This window comes from Priestia sp. TGN 0903, from assembly GCF_050846855.1.
Taxonomy (GTDB): domain Bacteria; phylum Bacillota; class Bacilli; order Bacillales; family Bacillaceae_H; genus Priestia; species Priestia zanthoxyli.
This window is the reverse complement of the sequence record NZ_JBOZGL010000003.1, coordinates 295,645-322,529: the sequence shown is the minus strand read 5'-3', so window position 1 is coordinate 322,529 and position 26,885 is coordinate 295,645. Positions and strand designations below refer to the sequence as shown.

At 39.1% G+C, this 26,885-nt stretch carries 30 protein-coding genes; 13 read left to right on the top strand and 17 right to left on the bottom strand.

Annotated features, from left to right (window positions below; genetic code table 11):
• Nucleotides 1-333 precede the first annotated feature (333 nt).
• Nucleotides 334-756 (bottom strand): MerR family transcriptional regulator, encoded by a 423-nt coding sequence (locus tag ACRPLY_RS12595; RefSeq protein WP_028414384.1) that lies wholly within the window; start codon nt 754-756, stop codon nt 334-336.
• Nucleotides 757-1,014: 258 nt separating this feature from the next.
• Here ACRPLY_RS12595 and ACRPLY_RS12590 point away from each other — a divergent pair, with 258 nt between their 5' ends.
• Entirely contained in the window at nt 1,015-1,371 is a 357-nt protein-coding gene (locus ACRPLY_RS12590) for an HIT family protein (protein ID WP_432231865.1), read from the top strand.
• A gap of 116 nt (nt 1,372-1,487) precedes the next feature.
• Here the strand turns inward: ACRPLY_RS12590 and aspA are convergent, their stop codons facing one another.
• Both aspA and ACRPLY_RS12580 read right to left on the bottom strand, forming a co-directional pair.
• Entirely contained in the window at nt 1,488-2,918 is a 1,431-nt protein-coding gene (aspA, locus tag ACRPLY_RS12585; RefSeq protein ID WP_014459383.1) for an aspartate ammonia-lyase, read from the bottom strand.
• Nucleotides 2,919-2,938: 20 nt separating this feature from the next.
• Nucleotides 2,939-3,922 (bottom strand): asparaginase, encoded by a 984-nt coding sequence (locus tag ACRPLY_RS12580; RefSeq protein ID WP_165636525.1) that lies wholly within the window; start codon nt 3,920-3,922, stop codon nt 2,939-2,941.
• A 267-nt stretch (nt 3,923-4,189) separates the two neighbouring features.
• Here ACRPLY_RS12580 and ACRPLY_RS12575 point away from each other — a divergent pair, with 267 nt between their 5' ends.
• A complete protein-coding gene (locus tag ACRPLY_RS12575) occupies nt 4,190-4,546 on the top strand; it encodes a helix-turn-helix domain-containing protein (RefSeq protein WP_028414387.1) in 357 nt (118 codons plus the stop codon).
• A gap of 23 nt (nt 4,547-4,569) precedes the next feature.
• Here the strand turns inward: ACRPLY_RS12575 and ACRPLY_RS12570 are convergent, their stop codons facing one another.
• The 3 genes from ACRPLY_RS12570 to ACRPLY_RS12560 form a co-directional block, all read right to left on the bottom strand.
• Nucleotides 4,570-4,962 carry a hypothetical protein gene (locus ACRPLY_RS12570; RefSeq protein WP_028414388.1) on the bottom strand — a complete coding sequence of 131 codons (393 nt, stop codon included), beginning with the start codon at nt 4,960-4,962 and terminating at the stop codon, nt 4,570-4,572.
• Nucleotides 4,963-5,093: 131 nt separating this feature from the next.
• The gene (locus tag ACRPLY_RS12565; protein ID WP_013083852.1) at nt 5,094-5,264 is read right to left on the bottom strand and encodes a hypothetical protein; all 171 of its coding nucleotides are present in this window, start codon (nt 5,262-5,264) and stop codon (nt 5,094-5,096) included.
• A gap of 286 nt (nt 5,265-5,550) precedes the next feature.
• Nucleotides 5,551-7,041: an MFS transporter gene (locus ACRPLY_RS12560; protein WP_028414389.1), complete on the bottom strand. Its 1,491-nt coding sequence runs from the start codon at nt 7,039-7,041 to the stop codon at nt 5,551-5,553.
• 295 nt (nt 7,042-7,336) lie between these two features.
• On the opposite strand from ACRPLY_RS12560, the gene ACRPLY_RS12555 reads away from it, so the two are divergent.
• From ACRPLY_RS12555 to ACRPLY_RS12535, 5 genes are all read left to right on the top strand, one after another.
• The gene (locus ACRPLY_RS12555; protein WP_013083854.1) at nt 7,337-7,651 is read left to right on the top strand and encodes an ArsR/SmtB family transcription factor; all 315 of its coding nucleotides are present in this window, start codon (nt 7,337-7,339) and stop codon (nt 7,649-7,651) included.
• 70 nt (nt 7,652-7,721) lie between these two features.
• On the top strand, nt 7,722-8,150 hold the full coding sequence (locus tag ACRPLY_RS12550; protein WP_028409192.1) for a DMT family transporter: 429 nt from the start codon (nt 7,722-7,724) through the stop codon (nt 8,148-8,150).
• Between the two features lie 12 nt (nt 8,151-8,162).
• Entirely contained in the window at nt 8,163-8,615 is a 453-nt protein-coding gene (locus ACRPLY_RS12545) for a DMT family transporter (protein ID WP_013057779.1), read from the top strand.
• Between the two features lie 239 nt (nt 8,616-8,854).
• The gene (locus tag ACRPLY_RS12540) at nt 8,855-9,310 is read left to right on the top strand and encodes a hypothetical protein (RefSeq protein WP_028414391.1); all 456 of its coding nucleotides are present in this window, start codon (nt 8,855-8,857) and stop codon (nt 9,308-9,310) included.
• Between the two features lie 401 nt (nt 9,311-9,711).
• On the top strand, nt 9,712-11,334 hold the full coding sequence (locus tag ACRPLY_RS12535; protein WP_028414392.1) for an APC family permease: 1,623 nt from the start codon (nt 9,712-9,714) through the stop codon (nt 11,332-11,334).
• 30 nt (nt 11,335-11,364) lie between these two features.
• Here the strand turns inward: ACRPLY_RS12535 and ACRPLY_RS12530 are convergent, their stop codons facing one another.
• The 6 genes from ACRPLY_RS12530 to ACRPLY_RS12505 all read right to left on the bottom strand — a co-directional run bounded on the left by ACRPLY_RS12530 (nt 11,365) and on the right by ACRPLY_RS12505 (nt 15,846).
• A complete protein-coding gene (locus tag ACRPLY_RS12530) occupies nt 11,365-11,784 on the bottom strand; it encodes an Rrf2 family transcriptional regulator (protein ID WP_028414393.1) in 420 nt (139 codons plus the stop codon).
• Between the two features lie 99 nt (nt 11,785-11,883).
• Nucleotides 11,884-12,528 (bottom strand): hypothetical protein, encoded by a 645-nt coding sequence (locus ACRPLY_RS12525; protein WP_154973727.1) that lies wholly within the window; start codon nt 12,526-12,528, stop codon nt 11,884-11,886.
• Between the two features lie 189 nt (nt 12,529-12,717).
• Nucleotides 12,718-13,083 (bottom strand): hypothetical protein, encoded by a 366-nt coding sequence (locus tag ACRPLY_RS12520; RefSeq protein ID WP_025751140.1) that lies wholly within the window; start codon nt 13,081-13,083, stop codon nt 12,718-12,720.
• A complete protein-coding gene (locus ACRPLY_RS12515) occupies nt 13,080-13,385 on the bottom strand; it encodes an antibiotic biosynthesis monooxygenase family protein (RefSeq protein ID WP_013057785.1) in 306 nt (101 codons plus the stop codon). The genes ACRPLY_RS12520 and ACRPLY_RS12515 overlap by 4 nt, the downstream gene beginning before the upstream one ends.
• 163 nt (nt 13,386-13,548) lie before the next feature.
• Nucleotides 13,549-14,781, bottom strand: coding sequence for an NAD(P)-dependent malic enzyme (locus ACRPLY_RS12510; protein ID WP_014459372.1), 1,233 nt, complete (start codon nt 14,779-14,781; stop codon nt 13,549-13,551).
• A 270-nt stretch (nt 14,782-15,051) separates the two neighbouring features.
• A complete protein-coding gene (locus tag ACRPLY_RS12505; protein WP_205664183.1) occupies nt 15,052-15,846 on the bottom strand; it encodes an aminoglycoside N(3)-acetyltransferase in 795 nt (264 codons plus the stop codon).
• A gap of 317 nt (nt 15,847-16,163) precedes the next feature.
• On the opposite strand from ACRPLY_RS12505, the gene ACRPLY_RS12500 reads away from it, so the two are divergent.
• A complete protein-coding gene (locus ACRPLY_RS12500) occupies nt 16,164-17,168 on the top strand; it encodes a DUF3231 family protein (protein ID WP_034270240.1) in 1,005 nt (334 codons plus the stop codon).
• A gap of 231 nt (nt 17,169-17,399) precedes the next feature.
• Nucleotides 17,400-17,930 carry a GNAT family N-acetyltransferase gene (locus tag ACRPLY_RS12495; protein ID WP_154973730.1) on the top strand — a complete coding sequence of 177 codons (531 nt, stop codon included), beginning with the start codon at nt 17,400-17,402 and terminating at the stop codon, nt 17,928-17,930.
• Nucleotides 17,931-17,971: 41 nt separating this feature from the next.
• Here the strand turns inward: ACRPLY_RS12495 and ACRPLY_RS12490 are convergent, their stop codons facing one another.
• The gene (locus ACRPLY_RS12490) at nt 17,972-18,721 is read right to left on the bottom strand and encodes an SDR family NAD(P)-dependent oxidoreductase (RefSeq protein WP_205664185.1); all 750 of its coding nucleotides are present in this window, start codon (nt 18,719-18,721) and stop codon (nt 17,972-17,974) included.
• A gap of 199 nt (nt 18,722-18,920) precedes the next feature.
• On the opposite strand from ACRPLY_RS12490, the gene ACRPLY_RS12485 reads away from it, so the two are divergent.
• A complete protein-coding gene (locus ACRPLY_RS12485; protein ID WP_033580575.1) occupies nt 18,921-19,187 on the top strand; it encodes a hypothetical protein in 267 nt (88 codons plus the stop codon).
• 49 nt (nt 19,188-19,236) lie between these two features.
• Here the strand turns inward: ACRPLY_RS12485 and cysI are convergent, their stop codons facing one another.
• The gene (gene cysI, locus ACRPLY_RS12480) at nt 19,237-20,958 is read right to left on the bottom strand and encodes an assimilatory sulfite reductase (NADPH) hemoprotein subunit (protein ID WP_028414400.1); all 1,722 of its coding nucleotides are present in this window, start codon (nt 20,956-20,958) and stop codon (nt 19,237-19,239) included.
• Between the two features lie 22 nt (nt 20,959-20,980).
• A complete protein-coding gene (locus tag ACRPLY_RS12475; protein ID WP_154990302.1) occupies nt 20,981-22,789 on the bottom strand; it encodes an assimilatory sulfite reductase (NADPH) flavoprotein subunit in 1,809 nt (602 codons plus the stop codon).
• A 614-nt stretch (nt 22,790-23,403) separates the two neighbouring features.
• Between ACRPLY_RS12475 and ACRPLY_RS12470 the strand changes: the two genes are divergently transcribed.
• Nucleotides 23,404-23,586: a YolD-like family protein gene (locus tag ACRPLY_RS12470; RefSeq protein ID WP_013083869.1), complete on the top strand. Its 183-nt coding sequence runs from the start codon at nt 23,404-23,406 to the stop codon at nt 23,584-23,586.
• Between the two features lie 25 nt (nt 23,587-23,611).
• On the top strand, nt 23,612-23,764 hold the full coding sequence (locus tag ACRPLY_RS12465) for a hypothetical protein (protein WP_165573525.1): 153 nt from the start codon (nt 23,612-23,614) through the stop codon (nt 23,762-23,764).
• Nucleotides 23,765-23,799: 35 nt separating this feature from the next.
• Here ACRPLY_RS12465 and ACRPLY_RS12460 read toward each other — a convergent pair whose 3' ends face one another.
• Entirely contained in the window at nt 23,800-25,407 is a 1,608-nt protein-coding gene (locus tag ACRPLY_RS12460; protein ID WP_155010020.1) for an MDR family MFS transporter, read from the bottom strand.
• A gap of 22 nt (nt 25,408-25,429) precedes the next feature.
• The gene (locus tag ACRPLY_RS12455) at nt 25,430-25,882 is read right to left on the bottom strand and encodes a MarR family winged helix-turn-helix transcriptional regulator (protein ID WP_013057798.1); all 453 of its coding nucleotides are present in this window, start codon (nt 25,880-25,882) and stop codon (nt 25,430-25,432) included.
• A gap of 158 nt (nt 25,883-26,040) precedes the next feature.
• Here ACRPLY_RS12455 and ACRPLY_RS12450 point away from each other — a divergent pair, with 158 nt between their 5' ends.
• Entirely contained in the window at nt 26,041-26,790 is a 750-nt protein-coding gene (locus tag ACRPLY_RS12450; protein ID WP_165636519.1) for a MerR family transcriptional regulator, read from the top strand.
• Nucleotides 26,791-26,885: the final 95 nt, after the last annotated feature.

Below are 26,885 nucleotides of genomic sequence, written 5' to 3'. Positions count from 1 at the left end.
TCGGTAAATTTAATCATTAGAGAATGTCTTTCTTGCTGTATATGCAAGTGTTCATCGCGGTAAGTCACCGCAACTGCAATCTCTGCCTGTGGATATAAAACGGTCTCTTCCGTGTAGAGCTCTATTAATAAAGGTTCATCGTCAATATGTTTTACTTCGATTTGTCCTTGTGGGTTTTCACAGTACCCATTTAAGTTTCTTGTTTTGAACAAACCTTCGGGCAGCTGAATATCAATCGTGATGTTTTTAACTTTTATTTGCGATCGTTCAAATGTAATACATAGGTGGTTCATTCCTTCTTCTTTTTCCATTACTGATTTTGCCACCGCTAATTTAATCATGCGATGAATGCTCCTTTAAAATCTGAGTAACAGACTCAATTACTTTTTGCCGTACGTCTGCTGATAACTTCCGATTCATAGCGACAAACACATCTTCATTGACTTGATGCATTTCTTGATTTTGAATTTGTTTGCTTTGGTAAAGAGGGAGCTGCGCACCTATACTTTTCACTTCTTCCACACTCATTGAACGCAGCGTTTCTTGAATGGAAGCTAGTGACTCCCCTGCTTTTGATAATGTTAAAGCGGCTCGAAAGTAATGAACATGCTGATCTGTATAGACGCGCTTATTTCCCACTAGCTCCAGCGGAGGAACAATTTCTATTTGCGTGTAATACCGCACCGTACGCAGGTTCAAGTCCGCACCTTCATTGTTTAATAATTCCGTAATTTGCTTGCCTGTATATGTTTTCAAACAATCCCCCCCTTTTCAGTTACAGTTAACTGTTACACTGTCATTATACTGTAAAGATATTTATTTTACAATTAAAACCATAGTAAATTTTAGATAAATCAGCAAAGCCTATAAATAAAAAGAACGAACCAAAGAGCCCAGGTCATATACCCGGGCTCTCTTTACTAAGCGAAAAAACAACTGTGTATATTTCAATCTATTCCTCCTGACACTTCTCATGCTACACTTTAGTTATCTTAAAAAAGGAGAGAACATATGATGGGGAATCCAAGTATAGATTGCTTAGGGTGTCGATTAGCAAATGACCAGGAGAAATCGCATATGATATTTGAAGATTCGTTTGTGACGTGCCTGCTAGACCACAAGCCGTTTAACGAAGGCCACCTCTTAATTCTTCCTAAAACACATATAGTGGAAATCGACGAATTTGATACTGAACACATACTAGCCGTGATGAATGCAGCGAAGCTAATGACAAAAGCAGTGAAGACACTCTTTTTTCCAGACGGAGTTACTCTCTCTCAAAACGGGGGAATGTTTAACGAGTTAACTCACTTTCATATGCACGTCGTTCCGAGATATAAAGAGGAGTGTTTCGGAGATTTTTATACGTAAATTCCCCGATATGCTGAAAAAGATGACGTTTTGGCTGCAACAGCTCAGAAAATACGCCGCCTCATTCAGCAAATGTCTTTATAAAAAAAACGGCCTCCTTATGGAAGCCGTTCTCTTTATTGACGATCAAATAATGAACTTCCTGCAATACCAGGGTTCGTCATTTCAAATGGATTTAAAATGAGATCTAATTCCTCTTCTGTTAACACATCGTATTGAAGGCAAAGCTCACGAATTGGTTTTCCTGTTAAAATCGCTTCACGCGCAATACGCGATACGACTTCATAGCCTAAGTGAGGGTTAACAGCTGTAATGATCCCTACGCTTTTTTCTACATATTCTTTCATGCGCGTTTCGTTTGCTTCAATACCTGCTAAACAGTGATCCGTAAAGCTTCTGAAACCGTTGTTCATGATGCTGATTGATTGAAGCAAGTTAAATACAAGCACAGGTTCCATAACGTTAAGCTCCATCTGACCTGCTTCTGAAGCAAGAGAGATCGTTTGGTCATTTCCCATTACTTGAAACGCAATTTGATTGATTAATTCAGCCATAACCGGGTTTACTTTTCCTGGCATGATTGAAGAACCAGGCTGACGAGCAGGAAGGCTGATTTCTCCTAGACCTGCACGAGGACCTGATGCCATTAAACGCAGGTCATTTGCAATTTTAGACATATTCGTCATACAGATTTTAAGCGCTGCAGATACTTCTGTATAAGCATCTGTATTTTGAGTAGCATCCACTAAATGCTCTGCATGCACAAGCGGCAGACCGCTGATATCAGCTAAGTGTTTGACTACATTTTCAATATAGCGAGGATCTGCATTTAAACCTGTTCCAACAGCTGTCGCCCCCATATTTACTTCATGCAAGTGGTCACGCGTTGCGCTGATACGCTTAATGTCGCGCGCTAACACGCGGCTGTATGCTTCAAACTCTTGACCAAGACGAACGGGTACAGCATCTTGAAGATGCGTACGGCCCATTTTAATTACATGATCAAATTCTTGCGCTTTTCGTTTAAATACATCATGCATATCATTCATTGTAACAAGAAGTTTATTTAATAAGTTCAGCGTTGAAATATGGATAGCCGTTGGAAATACATCATTTGTTGACTGAGACATATTCACATGGCTGTTAGGACTTAATTTACCGTATTCGCCTTTATTGTCTCCCATAATTTCAAGGGCACGGTTTGCAATCACTTCATTAGCATTCATATTCATTGACGTTCCTGCTCCGCCTTGAATAGGATCCACAATAAAGTATTCATGCCACTGACCTGCTAAGATTTCATCAGCTGCTTGCACAATCGCATTTCCAATACCTTCATATAAGCGCTTTGTATCCATATTTGCAAGCGCTGCCGCTTTTTTTACGATAGCAAGCGCTTTAATCATTTCTTCATGTACTTTATAACCCGTAATCGGGAAATTTTCTACGGCACGTGCGGTTTGTACACCGTAGTATACGTCTGCTGGAATTTGTTTTTCTCCTAGAAAATCAGCTTCTGTACGATATCCTGCTGTTTCTTGTTTCATAGCTGTACCTGCTTTCTTTTTTAATTAATATCTTCTGCAATCGACGTTTCCATTATCTTTTTCACTTGGTGAGGGTCTTTGGTTTGTCCGAGCACCCACATTAATTTAGGAACAATGGCTTCTGTGTTCATGTTTTTTGAGCGAACGACGCTGTCATGATTAATCATTCGGCCTACTTCATAAATGCCCATGTCTTCTCCTTCTTCAAGGCACTGAGTAGTAATGACAACGGATACACCGTGATTTGTCAATTCAATAAGCTTGGCTAAAATATTGCGAACTTGAAATGGAATTCCTCCACTTCCATAGCTTTCAACAACAACGCCTTGATATACATCTTTTAATCCATCGAAAAATTCAGGCTTAATGCCGGGAAACAGTTTGACAACTGCCACATCCGTACAAAGAGATGTATTAACCGTCAACTCTTCTTTACTAGAGCCAACCGATTTTGTATATTCCACCGTATTATCATGGATAGACGCCACGTATGGATAGTTAATGCTTTCAAATGCATCATAACTTTTTGTACGAAGCTTAATTGCTCTTGTGCCTTGAATCACACGACCGTCAAAGACTACATAGACTCCGCCTGTTTCCTCACATGCAAAGCGAATCGCATCTGCAATATTGCGCTTCGCGTCCGTTTTACTAAATGAAATAGGAATTTGAGATCCTGTAATCGCAATTGGTTTTTTAGAATGCTGAAGCATGTAAGAAAGAGCTGCCGATGTGTAGGCCATTGTATCTGTTCCATGGGTAATAACAAAACCATCGTATTCATTATAATGCTCTTCAATCGCTTTTGCCATCTCTATCCAACATTCAGGCTGCATATTTGTACTATCAAGATTCATAAGAGATTTGCTGTCAATTTGACAATGTTCATTTAAATCAGGTATGTAGCTTAGTAATTGATCTGGCTCCATTCCAGGAACAAGTCCATTTTCACCTTCAAGTGAAGCGACCGTTCCGCCAGTTGATAACAATAATAGTTTTTTCAAAACCGACATCCCCTTTGCTTAATTTCTGTAAAAAAACCTGACAATCTATCAAATAAATTATATTCATTTCGCGTACTTCACCTGTAATTATAGTAACCCAAATTCAATAAATCAAGAGAAAAATTATTCGTTTCGCGTACACTTTTCTCTACGGCAATGATATAATGAATAAAAATGTAAATTAGCTCACGGTTTGATTCCAAAGATCTGCGCGCGAGCTGAATGCCTCGGTTTTTTACATACTACACCTACAAAGGAGCGTCATGAATGTTAAGCAGATTAGCTCAACTCAGGAAAGAAAAAAAATGGTCTCTTCAATATACAGCTGACCAGCTTGAAATTGCTAAAAGCACCTACGCAGGATACGAATCTGGCTATCGTCGTCCTTCTCTTGAAGCACTCGTTACAATCGCAGAACTATTTGATACATCAACAGACTACTTGCTAGGTAAGGAAAAGGAACCTCATTCTCCTTCAGATGCACCCATCGAATTAACATCGCCTCAGACTCATAGAATTACGGTCGACGGTGCGGAACTATCTCAAGAAGAAATTCAGCAGCTGACGGCCTTTATTCGTGCTAAAAGACAAATTGAAAAAGAAACTGCACCTTCTTCAATTTAAAGAAGATTAGAAGCAGGTTGCTTCTAATCTTCTAGCTGCATGTCTAAATAGGCTACTACTTCTTTTGTTATTTCCTCTTCTGTTTCTTCCATCAGCTCTCCGGTTATCTTGCTACCTGGGAGCTTCTTCGAAGAACGAATGCCCAAAAATGTGCGTACACAGTGCCAGATAGGAATAAAAAGACCATCTAAAAACTCATCTTTTTCTAAAATACCCACTTGAATAGTGGCGTGATAACCAGGGTGAAAAGGATTTTCCCCTTCACGGATCACATCTACAGAGATCTCCATCCCCTTTTTTTCAAAAGCTTCTTTATATTGTTCATATATGGATTTAAGAAGTTCTTGCATAGACCTTTCAACCTTATGTATATGCTTTTCTAACTGCGGCGTAAATTGTTTTGCGGTGTATTCCATCTATTTCCCCCTTCTTTCGGTTCCCTATCTATTATTTTATTGTATCATAAGAAAAGCGTTCGTCTGTCTAGCAGAAAACCCCGCTTTTTTGTAGAAAAGCGGGGTTCATACATACCTTTATTAGCAATAGCCTACATTGCTTTATCTTGTTTAGAAGATGATTTTAATTTTTTATTTTTAGTTGGATCTGGCTCATTAGAAGACATGATGATGTTTCCTTCGCCGTTGCACACTTTGCACTTTATCAATCCAAATTTCTTACCGGCTCCTTGGCATTGTGGACAAACATATCGAATTGGCATAAACTGTACCTTCCTTTTTTCTAATTTATACCTGCGCCTTGAAAGCGCCTGTGGTTAGTTTATAGTTTCATTATAAATTGTACAATCCACCCTATCAAGACGTGCCAAATTGCACATCTTTGATGGCAAGAAATTCTTCCTTTCTAAAATTCACCTAAAAAATGAGTCGATAGGCAGGAGAATTTCTATTGTTGTTAAAAGGCAATACGTCAGAGGAAGTTTCTTATTGGATATAATTAGCGAATCCTCGCGCTAAAAATTTTACTTTTTTTCGTGAATCTAAAGGCTAAACAACCGTTTTATCTCGAATTTCTTTTGAAATGGTTACGTCTTTCCAAAGCTGTTCGTATTTATAGCCCGTTAAACTTTCACAAACCGCTTTCGCTTCAGGAGTAACGGCGGTCGCCGGGCCCCCCTTTTTTCTCCTTTCAATTTCAGCTAATAAAATTTTGTGATTTTTCGGACTTATTTTAAACCATATGGTTGCTATAATTCCCATGAGAATTAAAATAGCAGGTACAATCATGAACAGCTTTTGTAAGCCGGCTAGCGTAGACGCTGACTGCTCGGCATTTGGTACATAGCCAATATTCTTTAAGGCAATACCAACAAGAAAAATCGCAAGCGCCTGAGACGATTTTCGAATAAATGACATCAGCCCTGCATACACGCCTTCTCGTCTTTTTGTCGTAATCATCTCATCTACATCTGATACAAATGGAAGTACATTCCATGGAATCATGATCGCTCCCGAATGACCGCTTCCTAAAAAAAATGCCGCTAAGTAAATAAGAACTAACGAGCTATCTGTTGTTAGGAAACTGAATAAAATAATGCCCGTTCCCCAAATGACCATGCTGAAGTTATAGGTTAATTTATTTCCTAACTTAATGGCTATGTACGTAACAAGAGGAATAAATAGCACTTGTGTAATTTGCACAAAGCTCAGGGTATCTGCATAGATCGCTTCGCGCAGCATGTAATAGGCAATAAAATAAAAGAAAAGAGCATTAAATACATCCATTGCAATGTAAGATGCTAAATACATGGCAAGGTACACGTTAAACGACTTGTTTTTAAATGCACTTCCAAAACTGATAAACAGCTGCTTAAATTCTAACCAAAATCCGTTTTTCTTTTTTCGTTCCACTACTTCTCCGCTATCCCATGTTCCCTTGTAGACAAAAATCCATGGAAGAGCAAAAAGAAGACCAAAGATAATGCCCATGATTAAATATCCTTGTCCACCTGGAAACGCATCAATGATTCGTTTCGGGAAAAAAGCACCTAAAAATGAAGCCCCTTGTGAAAAGACCATGCGTATTCCCGTCATTTTCGAACGAATACTATAATCTGTCGTCATTTCTGCTGCTAGCGTGTTGTAAGGAACCATCACCATACCAAACGCCGTGTTGAATAAAAGATAGGCTAAGATAAAATAGGAGTATTTAAACATATGTGAGCCTTCAATAGGAATCCACAGCATACTGAACGTGATGGCAACTGGAATGATTCCAAAAAGAAAAAAGACTCTTCTTCGTCCTTTTTTTGTCTGAAGATGATCAGATATGTACCCAATGGTTGGATCTAACAAAGCATCCCACACTTTTCCAAGAGCTACAATCGTTCCTGCTTCTACAGGAGAAAGCCCGACTACATCCGTTAAAAAAACCATAAATAATGTGCCGATAATAAAAAAGGATCCTCCGCCAAATAAATCCCCAAATCCATACGCTACCATATTACGAAAGCGCACTTGTTTTGTTTTCCCTTGCATATGCAGCCCTCCCCCTGAGCAAATAGACTAGCTTCTTTTGTTATTCACTTTTTTCTATTTTACTAAACTATCCCTTAAAAAATAAGGGATATGTCATCTGTTCTACTCACAAAAATAAGATACTTTCTACTTATATAAATAGAAAAGCAGCTGGATAAAACGTTCTTCTTTATACCCTATTATAAGTTGACTTTTTGTTCACAGCTGTTATAATTCAACCCATTGCTAGTTATTTAGCTATAAAATGCAAACTTGAACATTTGACATCTGAGCTGTGACGAATAAAATAATAAGTATGAAACCTATTGATATCTTTAAAGCATTATCTAATGAAACTCGATTAAATATATTAGAGTGGTTAAAAGAACCTGAAAAGCATTTTAAAGACAAACAAGCACATTTGCCTAAGGAGGTCAGCAGCAGAGGCGGTGTTTGCGTGGGAGATATTCAAGAAAAAGCTCAGCTGTCTCAGTCAACAGTATCCAGCTATCTTTCCATGATGCAAAAAGCAGGTTTGTTAGAGTCAATTCGGCACGGTCAATGGACATACTATCGCCGAAACGAAGAGACGCTTCAAGAGCTTTCTTCATTCTTACGAAAAAAACTTTAACGAGTTTTTTTCACTCATTATATCTATTTTTCTAGATATACAAATATAAAGAAATATTGGAGTGGTAAACGTGAAGTTGTTGGTTTATTTAGTTGCGGTTTTAGGCGGCGCTGCTTTAAGTATGGAAGGCGCCATTGCCGGAGAACTCGGAAAAACAGTTGGAAAACTTGAAAGCAGTTATTATATTTTTATCATGGGAACGCTCATTTTAGGTCTGACCACTTTATTTGCTGGAAAGGGAGATTTACCTTACGTCTTAAAAGCGCCTAAGTGGAATTTAACCGGTGGATTATTAGGTACGGTTTATTTAACGATTCTAGTGATTAGTATCCCCTTTATCGGAATTGGCGTTTCAATGGTTGCGGTTATTGTGGGCCAAATGATTACAAGCATGATCATTGAGCATTTTGGTTGGCTTGGCAGCAGCAAAATTAAAATTAACAAAGAACGCGTAATGGCTATTGTATGTATGGGAATTGCGCTTGTACTTATTTTCTAGGAGGGTTTTACAATGAGTTTATTGATGGTGATACTTACCTTAATAGGAGGATTAACGCTAAGCGCTCAGTCTTCTATTAACGGTACTTTAAGTAAAAAAACAGGTACGTTTGAAACAGCTTTTTTAACCTTTGCAACAGGTGCCATGATTTTAACGATTGTCGTGGTCTTCTTTGGACAAGGAAACATTCTCTCTGTTTTTGATGTCCCTAAATGGCAGCTTACTTGCGCTTTATTCGGAGCATCTTATTTGTTTCTCACCGTTTTAGCCGTTCCTAAAATTGGCGTAACAGCAGCTAATATTTCAACTGTTATCGGTCAGTTATTTGCAAGTATGATTATCGACCATTTTGGCTGGTTTGGAAGCAAAGAAGTACCCTTTGATCTATCCCGCTGGATTGGTGTGGCATTTATGTTATTGGCTCTTTATTTTATTTTCAAAGGCAATAAGAAAACAGCAGCATAAGATGTTCATGAAAATAGCCAAGTGTCCTTATGTAAAGGCGCACTTGGCTATTTTTTGTCCATAAACGCGTTCGAATTTTCAATCAATTATTTAGAACATATTTTATTTAAACTAAATTGATTTTTAATAAGGTAAATTCCACAAAAAAATTGTGCATACCTTCCTGCTTTTGTTCAAAAGATAAAGAGGCAGATCTAGAAAATCAGCTACATAAACGAACAGGTAAGGTGGGTTTTTTCGTGGGAAAATTTTTATTTTTAGCAGCCTTTGTCTTTTTTTGTTTTACGCTTTCCATTTCCGCAGAAGAAAATATACCAGAAGAAAATATAGAATCACATGTAAGTCAGCCTGTTGTAAAAGATTTTATTTATCAATCTCTTGAACCTTGGGTACATCAAGATATTACTTCTCATTATGAGAAGGTGTACGGTAAACAGCATAAAAAAGTAAAAGTTCGCCCGATTAAAAAAGATGATATCGGAATACAAATGGGTGAAATACAGCCAGGTAAAGGCGGTAAGTTCACTCATATTGTGCGGGTAAAAATCTTAAACTTGAAAGTAAAACCTGAGGGAGAAGATGAATTCTTTGCAACGGATACGCTTATTTACAAAGTGAATATCAACGACCTTTCTGCTGAAAATGATGTAGAAAACGTCGTAAAATTACTCGAGTATAAACATCAAGAAAGATAAAGGCTCAAAAAGCCAATTCTTACCCCTTTTGAAGGTATTTATTCCGCTATTCAAAAGGGGCTTTATTATGAAGTGTGTTTTCTCTTCACAATTTTAGGGAATATAACTACCACTTATCCCCTAATTTTTTCATATTGCTAGTGCATAAGATACGAACTTGATAACTTTTTGTCGGTTTTTATCTATTTCTGTAGGGTTTCTTGTAGGATGAAAAAGAAAGTAAAGCGCTTTAATTGCTATGACAGAAAGGTTGAGGATAGCTGTCCTGCATAACTGGAAATCAATAGGTATTAAGAACTGCATGTAACGACAAAAGTTGACAGCGAAAGATTTCAGAATAATAATAATAAAGCAACAACGTTTAAACGAAAGACTTATTTTACATGAAAGGTGTTAGTCAGATGAACAATTTACATCGAAGAATGGGAACATTCGCGTTAACCATGACGGGACTTGGATCAATTATTGGTTCCGGCTGGTTATTTGGAGCGTGGCGAGCAGCTCAAATTGCAGGGCCGGCAGCGATTTTATCATGGGTCATTGGAATGGTCGTTATTTTATTTATTGCACTTTCTTACAGTGAACTAGGATCCATGTTTCCCGAAGCCGGCGGGATGGTCAAGTATACGCAGTACTCACACGGTTCGTTTATTGGTTTTATTGCTGCTTGGGCAAACTGGATTGCGATTGTATCCGTTATTCCAGTCGAAGCAGTAGCTTCTGTACAGTATATGAGTTCGTGGCCTTGGAAGTGGGCACAGTGGACAAGCCACCTCGTAGAAAAAGGAACGTTAACTGGCGAAGGATTAGCTATCGCTACTGTGCTATTGATTATTTATTTTTTACTGAATTATTGGACAGTTGGACTATTTTCCAAAGCCAACTCGTTAATTACTATTTTTAAAATTGTTATACCAGGACTTACAATCGGAGCACTTTTATTTGTAGGCTTTCACGGCGAGAACTTCACTTCTGGAAGCAGCATCGCACCAAACGGCTGGGCTAGCGTGCTTACAGCAGTTGCTACGTCTGGGATTGTGTTTGCTTTTAACGGTTTTCAAAGCCCTATTAATATGGCGGGAGAAGCGAAAAATCCGGGCCGCTCTATTCCGATTGCGGTAGTAGGCTCAATTTTAGTTGCTACAGTCATTTATTTGCTTCTACAAATTGCATTTATCGGGGCTGTAAATCCTTCTGATATTGCGAAGGGATGGAGTCATTTAAACTTTAACTCTCCGTTTGCAGATTTAGCCATTGCCCTTAACATTAACTGGCTTGTCATTGTCCTGTATGCAGATGCGTTTGTTTCACCATCTGGAACAGGTATTACGTATACAGCTACTACTGCTCGAATGATTTATGGTATGGAACAAAATAAATATTTGCCAAGTGTCCTAGGACGCCTTCATCCGATTTATGGTGTTCCGCGTCAAGCCATGTTTTTTAACTTAGCTGTTGCTCTTGTCTTTTTGTTTTTATTTCGGGGCTGGGGCGTGCTTGCTGAAATTATTTCAGTCGCTACGCTTATCTCTTACATTACAGGTCCTGTTACGGTTATGACGCTAAGACGAACTGGCAGCGATTTATATCGTCCCCTTCGTTTAAAGGGATTAAGCATCATTGCGCCGCTTGGTTTTATTTTTGCTTCTTTAACCTTATATTGGGCGCGCTGGCCGCTAACTGGACAAGTTTTGTTTATTATTTTAATCGGCCTTCCTATTTATTTTTATTATCAAGCAAAGGCTAAATGGAAAGGCTTTCGACAGAACTTCAAAGGCGGCGTATGGATGGTTGTATACTTACTTTGTATGATGACTATCTCATGGCTTGGAAGCGAAAAGTTTGGAGGCCTTAATGTTATTAAATATGGATGGGATATGGGAATTATTGTTGTTGTTTCTCTTCTCTTCTACACATGGGCTTTAAAAAGCGGCTTCAAAACAGAGTATTTAGAGAATGGAAGAAAAGTAAATGACGACTTAAAAGCAGCAGTGAATGAAACAGCAGCTTCTAAAGAGTCATAACAAAAGCACCTTGCATAAGCAAGGTGCTTCTTAGTGAGCAGTTCTAACTTTTTTCAGCACGTCTTCGATCGTAATTTGATCTAGATGCCTGATTACGCTTTGCTCACTTTCCGTGAAAATGTCGTCCATCACTGTTTGAATGTTTGATTTCACAATACAGTCAGCGTCAGGGTCGCCGCTGCACCAGTGAGGCTTCAACGTTCCTGTCGATATAACTCGGTAAATCAGCCCAAGACTTATTTCAGCAGGGCTGCAGCCTAAAGTATAACCGCCGCCTAGCCCTTCTTTTGTCCGAACCAAGTTGTTTTTTCTGAGTGTACTCATTGTTTTCCGAACCCGTGCGGGATTGGTACAGATGTTATAAGCAATCGATTCACTGCTTGCCCGGTGATCTGGTAAATTTGCTAGGAACACTAAGCTGTGCACGGCAATGGTAAATTCACTGTTCATCTTCCATAAACCACCTTTTTTCTTTCTCTACTGTAACGTTAAGTGACACAGTTCAAAAAGTCAAGAGAGCAAGGAAGGAAAGAAGAACTGTAGCTTTATTTATTCACGGTCTTCTTTTTCTATACTTTCTACTTCGTTAGCTGAGTTGATTTCAAGGTATACCGTCTTTTCTTTTAAACTGCCTTTTTCTTCTTTTTCAAAGTCAGTGCTTTTTTGATACGTTTTTTTGCCGTTTGGAACTTTTACCGTTATATGTTTGTTACTTTCTTCTATAAAAATACCCACAACTTTACGTTCGTTTCCATCTTGTTCGTACACGCCATCTTTATCTGCTTTTGCTTTTGGAGTTAATTCAATACTAATTGCTTCTTGTGTAGCTGCGTCAATCTCAGCTTCTACTTCTTTATTAAGCATATTTTTTAGCTGTGAGCCTTCCACTTCCATCCCAGAGCTCTTTGGTACTTTAACAAGTTGATCATCAATACTCAGCGTCATTTCTTTTTCAGCGTCTTTTTTTAACGTACCGATCAAGTCAAAATCTTCTTCTTTCCCCTTTTTAATGTCTGGGTCATTGGAATACTGCTGTAGCTTTATCAATTCTTGACGGTCTTCAATTGGTTTTTCCTCTGCTTTATGATTGTCTGATTTTGTCTTGTTAGCCGGTTCACCTGAACAGGCTGCCGCACTTCCAATCATACAGAGAGTGACTAAGGACAGGATTCCTTTTGTTAGCTGTTTTTGCATATGTATTCTCCTTTTTCTTTTTTATTTCCACCTTTATACATATGTAAAACAAAAAATGAAACATAACGACATCCAGGAAACCTACGTTCACCCTACCAATGAAAAAATCCGAACGGGTTGAATTCTTTATCAAGAATCAAACGCGTTCGGATTTTCTTTCAACTAAAACACTTTGGTCCTAGCTTCTTTTTAAAGCTGCTGTTGCTTCAATATATGATTCGCTTCTTCTAAGTAAGTCACATACGCCTGTACTTGTTTATCACCGTAATTATCTAGTTCAAACAGCGCTTCTTGTATAAAATTAAAATTATCAATAATATGCTGTGTTTTCATGCCTCGGCTTGTGAGTAAATTGTTTAACCATAAGGCATAGTCCGTAAAAATTTGTAGATTGTCTAACTTATATGTTGTCTCGAGATACTTCATATGATAATGATTATCTTCATGGCATCTTTCTTTGCCGCGCTCTCCGAATTTTTCGAGCAAAGAAGGTTCTAACTCGTAGATTTTCTCCGTTACTCTTTCGACGATCTTATTAACGGGAAGTGAACTCATCGTGCCACCACTTTGTACTGAGAAACTTTTGGGATGACGGCTGCCAGTTCTTGATCAGGGTACTTTTTCTCTAAATCATGAATACGCTTGAAATCTTCGCTTCGTACCCAGCTTAAATAATTCTCTTTCGTATCAAATGTAAGCTGAACGGTGAGCTCCCCTGCTCGCTTATCGTTTTGAAGAAGTAGAAAGTCTACAAATCCTGGAGCCTCGTCGACTGATTTTGAACGATTTTTATAAATTCCAATCACTTCTTCAGCTTTTTCATCCGGTACATTAAATGTTGAAAATACGGTGTACATCTTGGTTCCTCCCTTTATGATACAAAACCTGGGTTCTTTTCTCTTTATTGTACATCATATAGGAGATGAAATGGTGTTACGTTTAGATTTCACTGGGGTTACAGCAGGTCTTTAACCTAAAAGCCCTTTGAAACAGCGTTTCAAAGGGCTTTTTTATCCGTTATTAGTTTTCGATTTTTGTTAATTGTTCTGTATGTGTTTTTACACGTGCTGGATCAATTGTAATACGGGCAACGCCTGAATCCATTGCTGCTTTTGCTACAGACTCTGCTACAGCTGGCGCTACGCGAGGATCAAATGGTCCAGGGATCACGTAATCTGCGTTTAGCTCTTCTTCTGTAATAAGGGCTGCAATTGCTTCAACAGCAGCTTTTTTCATTTCTTCGTTAATATGAGTAGCGCGAACGTCTAACGCACCGCGGAAAATTCCAGGGAATGCAAGAACGTTATTTACTTGGTTAGGGAAGTCTGAACGACCTGTTCCAATAACAGCCGCTCCTGCTTCTTTTGCAGCGTCTGGCTTGATTTCGGGATTAGGATTTGCCATCGCAAAGATAATTGCATCTTCATTCATTGATTTAACCATCTCTTGAGATAATGCATCTGCTGCAGATACGCCGATAAATACATCTGCGCCTTTAATTACATCGCTTAGCGTACCGCTTTCTTTGTTTACATTTGTATAAGAAGCCACTTCAGCTTTCACTTTGTTCATACCTTGAGGGCGGCCTTCATAAATAGCACCTCTTGTATCACACATGATCATGTCACGTACGCCGTAAGAATAAAGAAGTTTTGTAATAGCAATGCCGGCAGCTCCTGCTCCGTTTAAGACGATTTTTAAGTCTTCCATTGATTTGTTTACAATTTTTAATGCATTTACAAGTCCTGCTACCGTTACGATTGCTGTACCGTGCTGATCATCATGGAACACAGGAATATCTACTTCTTTTTTCAGGCGCTCTTCAATTTCAAAGCACTGTGGAGCTGCGATATCTTCTAAGTTAATGCCTCCGAATGTATGAGCCATTAATTTCACAGTTTCAACAATTTTATCTGTATCTGTTGTATCAAGTGCAATTGGGAATGCATCTACGCCTGCAAAGCTTTTAAATAAAATTGCTTTTCCTTCCATAACGGGAAGTGAAGCCGCAGGTCCGATGTTTCCAAGACCAAGAACAGCCGTACCATTTGTCACAACGCCGACCATGTTTCCTTTCATTGTGTAATCATACACCGTTTCTGGATGTTCATGAATTTCTTTACAAGGTTCTGCTACTCCCGGAGAGTAAGCTAAGCTTAAATCTTGAGCGTTTTGAACTTCAACTTTTGATTTAACTTCTAACTTACCTTGTTTTTCTTGATGCATATGTAGTGCTTGATCACGTAGTGACATAATTGTATTCTCTCCTTTTTTTCTATACATTTAAATTTTTTAATGAATTTATTTAACACTTGCTTTTTATCTCCATAATTGTAAGACAACCTGACTGAATAAATTCACAGACAAGTGCCATTATGAAACAAGAAACATAAAAAGTAAACTATCTTGCTTAAACCACTGCTGCGCTTTGTTAATATAAAGTCTAGACGTGTCAGCAACTCTTGTTTGTCTCACTTCAAGTTGTCTGATATACAGACAACTTAGAAAACATACAACCGCTCACTATAGCGCTTTCAAATACGTTTCAGCAAAATCGACGGCTTTAGGCATTGAAAAGAAGTATGCACGTGCTGAACCAATTTTTTCAGCTTTTATTCCTTTTGCTTCAATAAACGCTTCACCTATCTCTTCAAACAGCCCTTCTCGAAACTCTAATTCTTTATACGTCTTCCATACTCGCTTTCCTGAATCTATAACTGGAGATCCTTTTTGAATCACGTTTCGATATGGAATCCGATATTCTGCTAGATGAAAAGAAGTATTATTCCCAAACCCGACACCTAATAATAAAACAAAGGCATGTTTTTTGTAAAGCCTTTCAAGAGGAGAATTTTCGCCTAAACTAAATTCAAGGGGATGATCTCTTAAGATGTCTTCGCTGTCCTTTCCCCAAGCGGCGAATGAATACATTGGATGGCTGCTTCTTCTTACGCCAGGATATGTTCGAAAAGTTTCCACGATTTGTCCCATCCCGCTTGTTGGCGTGTGGGCTGAATCATATGCAGGCATCGTTTCCCGAATAGTTTCCCACCACTCTTTTGGCACAGCGGGATTGCCCCATTCTGATGGATCCGAAAGATCGACCGACTGTGACGGCATAACGATCGTTCCTTCCTCTGTCACTGTCTCCATTAAAGCTTGAACAACGGCTACTGAACCTCCGTTTACCCACCCTAATGAAGATAGCGAAGAATGAACCATGATAGTCATCCCTTGTGTGATGCCTAACCTGCGTAAATCTTCTTTTAACGTCTCTTTCGTTCTAGGATGATCTGTTGCTTGGACAATGTGCTTCATCGTAAGCTCCTTACTTATAGTGCTGCTAGAATGTGTTGCTGAACTCTAGCAATATATGTAAAACTTATGTTTCCATAATAGTAAGAATAACACCAATTGTCAAATTATTTAAAGTAATAGAAAAACTTAGTTTTATTCATATCAGTTATCATACAACTGACTTGTTGGTAAGTTTTATTTCCTTCAACTATCTTACTATAATAACAGCTACTGAGGTCTTTCAATAAATTAAAAAGAAGAATATTCCTATAAATAAAAGAAATACTAAGGAAGCTATACATATTTACTTATCACTATTTTCAGGAGGAATGTGTACAATGAGCACATCAAAACTTCCGCCGCTCACGTCCTCGGAGCTCGCTAACTTATGGATGACTTATCAAGAAAAAACGATGATTTCGAGGTTTTTAGAATATTGTCTTGAAGGTAAAGAAGATCATAAAGAGCTTTTTGAGCTGTATTATAGCCGCTCATTAAATATTACAGAGCAAATCAAAGAAATTTTAGAGAACGAAGGTGCGGTTATTCCTTTAGGATTTACTAAACATGATGTAAACCTAGGAGTGCCGAAACTGTTCGACTCCATGTTTGAAATCATGTACGTACGCTTAATGTCTCAGATTGAAACAGGCCTATTTGCTTTGCATTCAACGATGTCCTACCGGGAAGATATACGGAGTTTTTTTGTAAATGCAACATCAGAATCGCAGAACATATACAATCAATCCACTCAGATATTATTAGAAACCGGCGTCATTGCAAAGCCTCCTTACGTTTCGATGCCAAAAGAAGTTCGGTTTGTCCACGAACAAAATTATATCGGAGGGCTAAGCTGGCTTAGCGAAAAAAGATCTCTTAATACAATTGAAGTGTCGCTTATTCAACATGCCGTTGATACAAACCTTGTCGGAATGCAGCTGATGATTGGCTTTGCTCAAGCAGCTGGCAACAAAGAGGCGCAGCAGCATTTTGTCAGCGGGATGAAGCTATCAAAAAAAATTGAAACAGAACTCGGAGATATTTTACGTCATAGCTATATAGAGCCTCCTGCTACCCATGCCGGAAAAGCAACAAGCTCAACTGTTTCTCCTTTTTCAGATAAATTAATGATGTACAACACCAGTCTTCTAAGCACCTTTGGCCTAGGAAGCAATGCTTTAGGGGGTGCTTTTAGCTTAAGAAGTGATTTGCCGCTCAAAATGCTGCAGCTGGCTAAAGACATTTACTTTTTTGCAAAAGAAGGTGGGAAAATTATGATTCAAAACGGATGGCTTGAAGAGCCTCCTCAAATTGAAGATCGCAATCAGTTAACGAAAAAATAGGTTCTTGCAAATGGGAAAGCTAGCTGCTAAACGTGCAGCTAGTCCTATTTGTTTTTTTAGTATACTGTTTTTAGTGCTAGTACGTAACAAATGTTTGCGTTATTTAGAAGCTGTTCCTATGTTTTTCTTAGTCGTTTAGCTCATATTTCTACTTAATTTATAACAGAAAAATAAAAGGTATTTTCTCTGAGCTGACGAAATCTTTCTATATAAAATAGAAAGGAGAAACGTATGTTTCCTATTCTTCGTACACCTCGCACTACACTGCGTGAAATAACAGAAGCGGATGCAGATACTATTTTCGACTGCTTCTCTCAGGAAGAAGTTATCAAATATTACGGGCAAGAAAAATTCACAACTTTCCAAGAAGCTTTGGTGCTGATTGATATTTTTGCTGAAAACTACAGAAATCAAAAAGGTTTGCGCTGGGGAATCGAACGGCTCGATACGGGGGAACTAATCGGGACAGTTGGATTGAATCAGTGGAACCAAAAGCATAAGCGCGCGGAAATTGGCTATGAGCTACACCCTCAGCACTGGAGTCACGGCTATGCTTCGGAAGCTGCTTCGGCTGTTATGGCTTATGGATTTGATACCCTTCAGCTAGTGCGAATTGGAGCTGTTGTGTTTCTTGAAAACAAGGCATCTCAGCACGTGCTTGAAAAGCTCGGGTTTCAGCAAGAAGGAGTGTTAAAAAACTATATGTATCAAAACGGAAAAGCTTACGATACGCTTGTTTATAGCTCCCTGCCTCCTACATAATAAAAAAAGGATTCTTTTTAAGAAAAGAATCCTTTTTCGTTTTATTTAAACGCCGCATACCCATCATCAGCCATTATGACACTGCCGTTTACAGCTCCCGCTTCTTCTAAGGACAGCAAATAAACCATATCTGCAATTTGTTTTGGATTAGTGAGCTCTCTGCTCATTGTTTTCGCTTTCATTCCTTCAATCATACCGTTGTCTTTATAGCCTTGAATAATAGGCGTATCAACAAATCCTGGCGCAACGGCGACGACGCGAATACCGTATTTAGCGAGATCTAGCGCAGCTGATTTTGTCATCATCACAACAGCTCCTTTTGTTGCATGATAAGCATACGTTCCGGGTGAGGCTAAGAAGCTAAAAATAGAGGCCGTATTGATAATGACGCCTTTAATACCTAACTCTCTCATTTTCCTGCCTGCTGCCATAATCCCATATGTAACGCCGTGCTGATTCACATTAATAATACGGTGATATTCTTCTAAGTCTTGATCTAAAATAGATGTAGGACGTCCAATCCCTGCATTGTTAAACATCACATCAATTCGTCCAAATGTGTTCACCGTTTTCTCAATCAGTGCTTCCACTTCTTCAAACTTGGTGACGTCCGTTTGCACAAATAAAGCGTGGCCTCCAGCTTCTTCAATTTTTTGAAGAGTCTCTTTTCCTTTTCCTTCATCATAATCAGCAATGATCACTGCGTCTCCTTTTTGCGCGAACTTTAAGGCAGTTTCTTTGCCAATCCCGCTTGCTCCCCCTGTAATAACCGCTACTCGTTTTTGCTCCATGTTTCTCCCTCCTTGATAAAAATTCCTTTCTTTTACATTATAGCATTCTTTTTTTCTACCAGCCGTTTCTATTCATCACCTCATTGCTATGAAATTGGTTAAGTTAGGCATATCCAAACGCCTTTTTTACTAAAAATCAGCGTGTGTACAAGCAGTCTGTGATTTTTTGCATTTACTATAGGGTAAGGAGGTGATGGCTATGCATGAACACACAGGTAATGTATCTATTCCGCGTCCTCCGGATGTGGTGACAATTCTGTGGGAGCGAAATCCTTTGGATAGACAAGCTCCTCGTACCATCGTAGAAGCAACGGTAATTGGCCGCGCAAATCCTTGCGGACGTTTGTTAGCTCAAGGTCAGCGCTACCGCACTGCAGCTCATTGTTTACTTGACAACGGCTTTGAACAAATTACTGCTGAAAGATTAGGGGTATTTGGAGTAGCTGTATTTGTTAGAGAATACTAAAATAGAAAAAGGGACTTTTCTGTAAGTTAGAAAAGTCCCTTCATACGTATTATGCGTGGAAATTCGTGCCGTCTGTTACAGCTTCGATTACACCAGCGCGGATGACAAAGTCACCAAAGTGCTCGCCTTCTTCTCTTTCTTTTGCATAGCGAGGAAGTAAGACGCGCAGTTCATTTAAAATTTCTTCTTCACTGATATTTTCACGGTACATTTTGCTTAAGCGGCTGCCGTCAAATGCTGCTCCAAGATACATATTGTATTTGCCCGGTGCTTTACCGATAAAAGCAATTTCACCTAAAGCAGGACGCGCACAGCCGTTAGGACAGCCCGTCATACGAATCGTGATTTCTTTATCGCGAAGGCCGTTTTCATCTACAATTGCTTCAATCTTCTCAACAAGAACTGGAAGATAACGCTCAGCTTCTGCCATCGCAAGCCCGCAAGTCGGAAGCGATACGCAAGCTAATGAGCTGCGGCGAAGAGCCGAATAATGCTTGCCGTCTGTTAATCCATACTGTTCAATCAAGTCACTAATTTGCTTTTTCTTTTGAGTGGATACGTTCGCGATAATTAAATTTTGATTGGCCGTTAAACGGAAATCACCGCTATGAACTTTTGCAATTTCACGAAGACCCGTCATAAGCTTATAGTCTTCAAAGTCAGCAATACGTCCACCTTGAACAAAAAGAGTAAAGTGCCATTTTCCTTTCACACCTTTTTCCCAGCCGTAGCGGTCTCCGTTATGATCAAAGTGATAAGATTTTGCTTCGTCTAAGCTCCAGCCCAGACGGTTTTCAAGCTCTTCTTTTACCGTTTCTAATCCAAGACGATCAACCGTGTATTTAAAACGCGCGTTTTTACGCACAGAGCGGTTTCCGTAATCACGTTGAATCGTAATGACTTTTTCCGCTACTTCTAGAATTTGGTCAGGTCGGCAGAAGCCAATCACTTTTGCAAGCTGAGGGTAAGTTGTTTTATCCCCGTGCGTCATACCCATACCGCCGCCGATTGCTACGTTAAATCCAACAAGCTTCTCGTCTTCTAAAATGGCAATAAAACCAAGGTCTTGTGAATACACGTCAATATCGTTAGAAGGTGGCACAGCTACGCCAATTTTGAACTTTCTTGGCAAATAGAGCGGACCATACATTGGTTCCACTTCTTCTTCCACTTCCGGTGTGCTAATTACTTTCTCTTCATCTAGCCAAAGTTCGTGGTACGCTCTTGTACGAGGCAATAAATAATCACTTAATTTTTTTGACCATTCGAATACTTCAGCGTGCACTTCTGACTGATATGGATTCGGATTGCACATTACGTTACGGTTTACATCTCCGCAAGCTGCAATTGTGTCTAATAAAGAAGCATGAATTTCTTGAATCGTTTTCTTCATGTTCCACTTTAAAATTCCGTGCATTTGGAACGCCTGACGAGTTGTCAGCTTTAACGTTCCATTTCCGTATTTTTGTGCTAAATCATCCATCACTAGCCACTGTTCTGGTGTTGAAACACCGCCTGGCGTACGAACGCGAAGCATGAATTGGTAAGCTGGCTCTAGCTTTTGTTTTTGACGTTCATTACGAAGATCTCGATCATCTTGTAAGTAGCTTCCGTGGAACTTCATCAAACGATTATCGTCTTCAGAAATACCTGAGCTGATGCGGTCTAGCATTGTTTCTCCTAATGTACCGCGTAAATAATTACTTTCATCTTTTATGCGCTCAACGTCACTTGGAGGACCTTCGGGCGCTTTTAAAATTTTGTTTACCATGTTGAAAATCTCCTTTCAATCCTCAGTATACATCACGCTGATAACGTTTTTGTTTCTTCATTTCAGCAAGGTAAGCTTCCGCCTCTTCGCGGCTCATCTTGCCTTCTGTTTCAACAATTTCAACTAGCGTGTTGTGCACGTCGCGTGCCATATTTGTTTTATCTCCGCACACATAAAAAGATGCGCCTTCTTCTAACCACTGGAATAATTCTTTACTATGTTCAAGCATACGGTTTTGTACGTATACTTTTTCTTCAGTATCGCGTGAAAACGCCACGTCCATTTTCGTTAGCACGCCGTCTTTTAACCACTTTTGCCACTCTGTTTGGTAAAGGAAGTCTGTTACAAAGTGCTGATCTCCAAAGAACATCCATGACTTACCTTTTGCTCCTGTTTCTTCACGCTCTTGCATAAATGAGCGGAACGGAGCCACACCTGTACCAGGTCCCACCATAATAATCGGCGTTTCTTGGTTTTGAGGAAGCTTAAAGTTTTTATTGCTTTGAAGGTATACAGGAATCGTATCACCTGGCTGCAAACGTTCTGAACATAGGACTGAACAAACACCTTTACGCTCGCGTCCGTGCGCTTCGTAGCGTACCGCTCCGATTGTTAGATGAACTTCATCAGGGTTTGCTGATAAGCTGCTTGCAATCGAGTAAAGGCGCGCTGGCATTTTACGTAAAATGGCTACAAACTCTTGTGCTGATACGTTCCATGGGCCGAAGTCACGAACTAAGTCAATCACATCACGGCCTTGTGTGTATGCTTTTAATTCCTCGCGATTTTCTACAAGCGCTTTTAACTTATCGTTTCCAGTGAGCTCAGCTGCTTGCTTTAAAAGCGGTTTTGTTAACACCGTAATTTCAAAATTAGAGGTTAGTGCTTCTCTAAGAGGACGCGTTTCTCCTTCTTTATTAACCGTTACACTTTCACTTGCATCCCACTTGAATTCGTTAAGAAGAAGATCAACAAGCTCAGGATCATTTTCAGGATAAATACCTAAACTGTCTCCTGGTTCATACGTCAACCCTGAACCTTCTAGAGATAGTTCTAAGTGTCGCGTTTCTTTATTTGATCCGCGGCCGTTCAAGTTTAAGTTCTCAAGCACTTCTGCTTTAAAAGGATTTGTTCTTGAGTACGGCGAAGTTCCTGCAGGAGCTTCCGCCGGAACAGCTGCCGAAGCGCTGTGTCCTTTCGCTTCGCTTAATCCGTCAATAACACCTTTAAGCCATTTATTTGCGGGCTCTTCAAAATCTAAATCACAGTCAACGCGCGGATACAGTCTTTCACCGCCAAGTTCTGCTAAGCGCACATCAAATTCTTTCCCTGTTTGACAGAAAAATTCGTATGAGCTGTCTCCAAGCGACAAGACAGAAAAACGGAAATTCTCAAGCTTTGGCGCTCGACGGCCGTGAAGAAATTCGTGGAAAGATAGCGCGTTATCAGGCGGCTCTCCTTCCCCATGTGTACTTACAACAATTAATAAATTTTCAAGTTTCTTTAAATTATTTGGTTTGAAATCATTCATAGAAGATACAGTTACATTAAAACCTTTTGCTTCAAGCGTTTTGCCTGTATTTTCAGCAAGTCCTTGAGCATTTCCTGTCTGTGATCCGTAAAGAATCGTTACGTCTTTTGAAATCGTCTGCTCCGCTTGAGCAGGCGCTGCTGTAGAAACGTCTGGCGTTCCTTCGGCAGACGTAGATTGAGATGCTGTTAAATAACCACTCAACCACATTTTTTGTGCTTCTGTTAATGTCGGCAGAAGGCGATTAAGCAAATCTGCTTGTTCTTGATTAAAAGGGCTGTTTACTACCTTAAGTTGCAACACTGTCCACCTCACAAAAATATATAATTTAAATATGTATGCTTTTACGAATCATCTTCAACAACATGTAATACCTGTGTCTAATTAATCAATGATGTTTCCCTTCATACATTATTATTCCTATAGATTATATCAAATTTAATTATATAAATCATTAGAAAATTCTTATCAAATTCGTCTACCTGCATTTTATCGGAGAAGAATAAATTAGTAAAATACATATAATTGATAGCTAGTATTAAGATCATTAATAATTGAAGCTGTCGTTACGTCTTTTTGTAAATGCAGTTACTTCCATATCTGCTCATTCTACATCCTTCACACGAATATGAATATTTTGTAATTTTTAGAGAAGTTTTGTAGAAAAGGTTTTCTTTCTCATCAGAATGTTACATAATAAATGTAACATTAATCCTTTTAAAAAACACTATACGTAAAAGACAGTATATTCTGAAATTTAGGACAGTTTATAGGTGAGCTAGCAACCTTTTATCTATTCATACACGGTGAAGAATATAAAGGGAAGCTTGCAGTACATACCATTCCCTTTTGCTCATCTCAAATGAAAGGACTGGCTTTTAAATCAGGTAATCTTTTTTAAGGAGGCTTCTTGAATGTTTTTACGAGAATTAACGAAAAGTGGGACGATAACTGTTTCTTACTATAAAGATGGAACGTTGCAAACGTGCAAAGGCCGCGTGCACAACTTAAATCTCCATCAGCAAATTCTATCCGTAAAAGACGAAAATGAAGCCGTTGTTTCCCTTTTGCTTTCTGATATTAAATCCATTCATTAGTATGTAAAATTAAGGAGGAATTACTATGTGGAAAGATAATAAGCAAGCGCTTACAGATTTTGTGACGGAAGATCGGTTTGAACTGAACTTATATTTATCGTATTTGCTTGATCAAATTTCGTATGACACGTCTAAACAATCCCCTTTTCTTCGCAAGCCTAATGAAACAACTAGTTAATATAGAAAAAAAGCGCACAAATTTGTGCGCTTTTTTTAATGTGATGGCTCTACTTCAGCAATGCCTTCTTCTGGTTTTTCTTCGGCTTTTTTATTTGAAAGCTTGATCTGTCTTAAGAACAATGTGCATACCGCTCCTAAAATAATAAAAGCTAAGCCCATGAAAAAGACGCTGTGCAATGCGCTCATTAGCGAGGTCTTCAAAATAGGCACAATGCTGTCTGAAAGCGCAGCTGGAATACTCTTTAGCGCCTCAGGACTAAACAGCATCTGCAGCACACTTTCAGGATTCGTATCAATCGCTTTTTTGAACCCGTCGGCAAAAGCGCTTGCTTGAGCAGGCAATGAGTTTAAATATGGAACGAGTTTGTCAGTAAGAAGCGTACCTGATTTGGCGTTCATTATCGCTCCTAAAATGGTAATACCGAACGTTCCTCCAATTGAACGGAAAAATTGACTTGATGATGTAACAACACCGAGCTCTTCTTTTGAAAAGCTTTCTTGAAGAGCAAGCGTTAAAATTGGCATTACAAGACCCATTCCTAAACCGATTATGGCCATATAAGAAGTAGCAACAAGCTTGCTAGTATGAAGGTCTAATGTTGTTAACAAGAAGAACCCTCCTGCCATAATGAGCATACCCGTAACGATTTGAGGCTTGATACCAACTTTATAAACAAGCTGACCTCCAATAATACTCGTTACAATCATTGAAATCATCATTGGTGTCATAATGGTACCTGATTCTGAGGCGCTGACTCCAACGATTCCTTGCATAAAGAACGGAACAAATGTAATAGCTCCGAACATACCAATGCTCATAAAAAAGCCAATGATATTTAAAAGCGTAAACGTTCGGTTCTTAAATAAATACATCGGAAGAATCGGTTCTTTAGCTTTCGTTTCCACAATAATAAAGCTTATGATCCCAGCAACAGCAAGTGCAAACAAACTAATAATCTGCCAAGAGTTCCAGTCGTAGTCTTTTCCTCCAAAGCTCAGGGCCAGAAGCAAGCTTACTACTCCGATAACCATTGTGAACATACCAGCTACATCGAATTTAACAGGTCCTGTATGTTTTTTTCCTTGAAGTCCGAGCGCAATAAAAACGGTAGCGAGTATCCCTACCGGCAAGTTAATGTAAAACACCCATTTCCAGTTCAATGAATCAACAATCCATCCGCCAATTTGCGGACCGATGACAGAAGCAAGACCATAAATTCCTCCGAATACTCCTTGAAACTTTGCTCGTGCTTTTCCTGTAAATAAATCACCGATTACAATCATTGCCATCGGCATCATAACGCCGCCGCCAATTCCTTGTAATGCACGGAATAAAATAAGCTCTGTCATATTATTTGCCATCCCGCATAAAGCAGAAGCCACCATAAAAATAATAAGTCCTGTAACATAAATTACTCTGCGTCCTACTAAATCAGCGAGCTTTCCTGCAATCGGAACAACCGTTGTTGACGTTAATAAATAGGCTGTTGTCAGCCATGTCATCATGCTTAAACCACCAAGATCTCCTACGATTCTTGGCATAGCTGTTCCGACAATGGTTCCATCAAGTGCAGAAAAGAACATCGCAATAATTAACCCAATTAATAAAAGCGTGCGCTTTGAATTTTTTTGATTTTCCATCGTGTGTCTCTCCTCTTTTTTGTTACTGCTGCTTATCTTTATAAGAAGCAGCTGATGTTGCAAGCTTTTTCGTAATAGAAGCCATCATGGAAAGCTCTTCTTCTGTTAGATGCAAAAGGTAGCGGTCCATAATGGCTTTTCGACCATTTAGCACGTCTTCAAGTTTGCGATGCCCAAACTCCGTTAAGGTAATGTCAACAACTCTTCTGTCTTCTTTATTGTGTTCTCTTACCACAAAATTGTGCTGTTCAAGACGATCCACTAAAAGAGTCACGGCGCTCGGTTTTACATCCATTAGCTCTGCAATTTGAGAAACCTTACTGCTCCCTACTTTCTTTAAATAAGAAAGAACAAATAATTGCGTAGGAGTCATCTCATGCTCATTTAGGCTCTCCATCATTTCGGGCTGCATTTTTTCAAATAGCACTTGAAGCGATGAACGAATCTCCCCAAGATACTGATTGCTTTTTGTCACATCTATTCCTCCAGGCTTGCTTATTTATTTCATGTTATAAATAGTTAATGCTAATTAACTATAAATGCATATAAACTAAAAGTCAATTATTTCTTTTTTAGTATTGACCCTTACGCTGCGTTATATTTTATAGTAGATTTCAGAAGGGAGATGAAAGAATGAACAGAAAAGTAAAAGAAGTGGCTGACTTAGTAGGAATCAGCGTCCGCACGCTGCATCACTATGATGAAATCGGGCTATTAAAACCTGATGCTGTCAGTGAATCCGGCTACCGGCTTTATTCACCGGCCAATCTTGATATGCTTCAGCAAATATTATTTTTTAAAGAACTTGGCTTCCCTTTAAAACAAATTCACGAGATTATAACAGACCCAACATTTAACCGCACAGAAGCGTTAATACTGCAAAAAAACATGCTGATTGAAAAACGCAGTCGGCTCGATCAAATGATTGCAACCATTAATAAAACGATTCAATATGAAAAAGGAGCGATTGAAATGAACGAAAAAGAGCGGTTTAAAGGGCTGGATTTTTCGCATAACCCATACGAAGAAGAAGCCCGGAAGCGCTGGGGAAATCAGCGGGTAGATGAAGCGAATGAAAAAGTACAAAGCTTTTCACATGAAGAACAGCAGCGCATGTCAAACGAATGGAAAAGTATCTACACTCACTTAGCTTCTCTGCGTGATCTGTCACCATCCTCTACAGAAGCTCAAAAAGCCATTGAGCAATGGTATCAATTTTTAAATGAGAACTTTGGAACGTATTCGTTAGAAGCCTTTAAAGGTCTTGGAGAGATGTATGTACAAGATGAGCGATTTACAACCAACATCGATCGCTACGGAAAAGGATTAGCGAAATTCATGAACGAGGCGATGAGTACATTTGCTGATGCTAAAAAACAATAAATCAAAAGAGAGTGAGATATAACTACATCAATTATATGAAGCCTACGTTCATCACCACAATGGAAAAATCCGAACGATGAATCGTTCGGATTTTC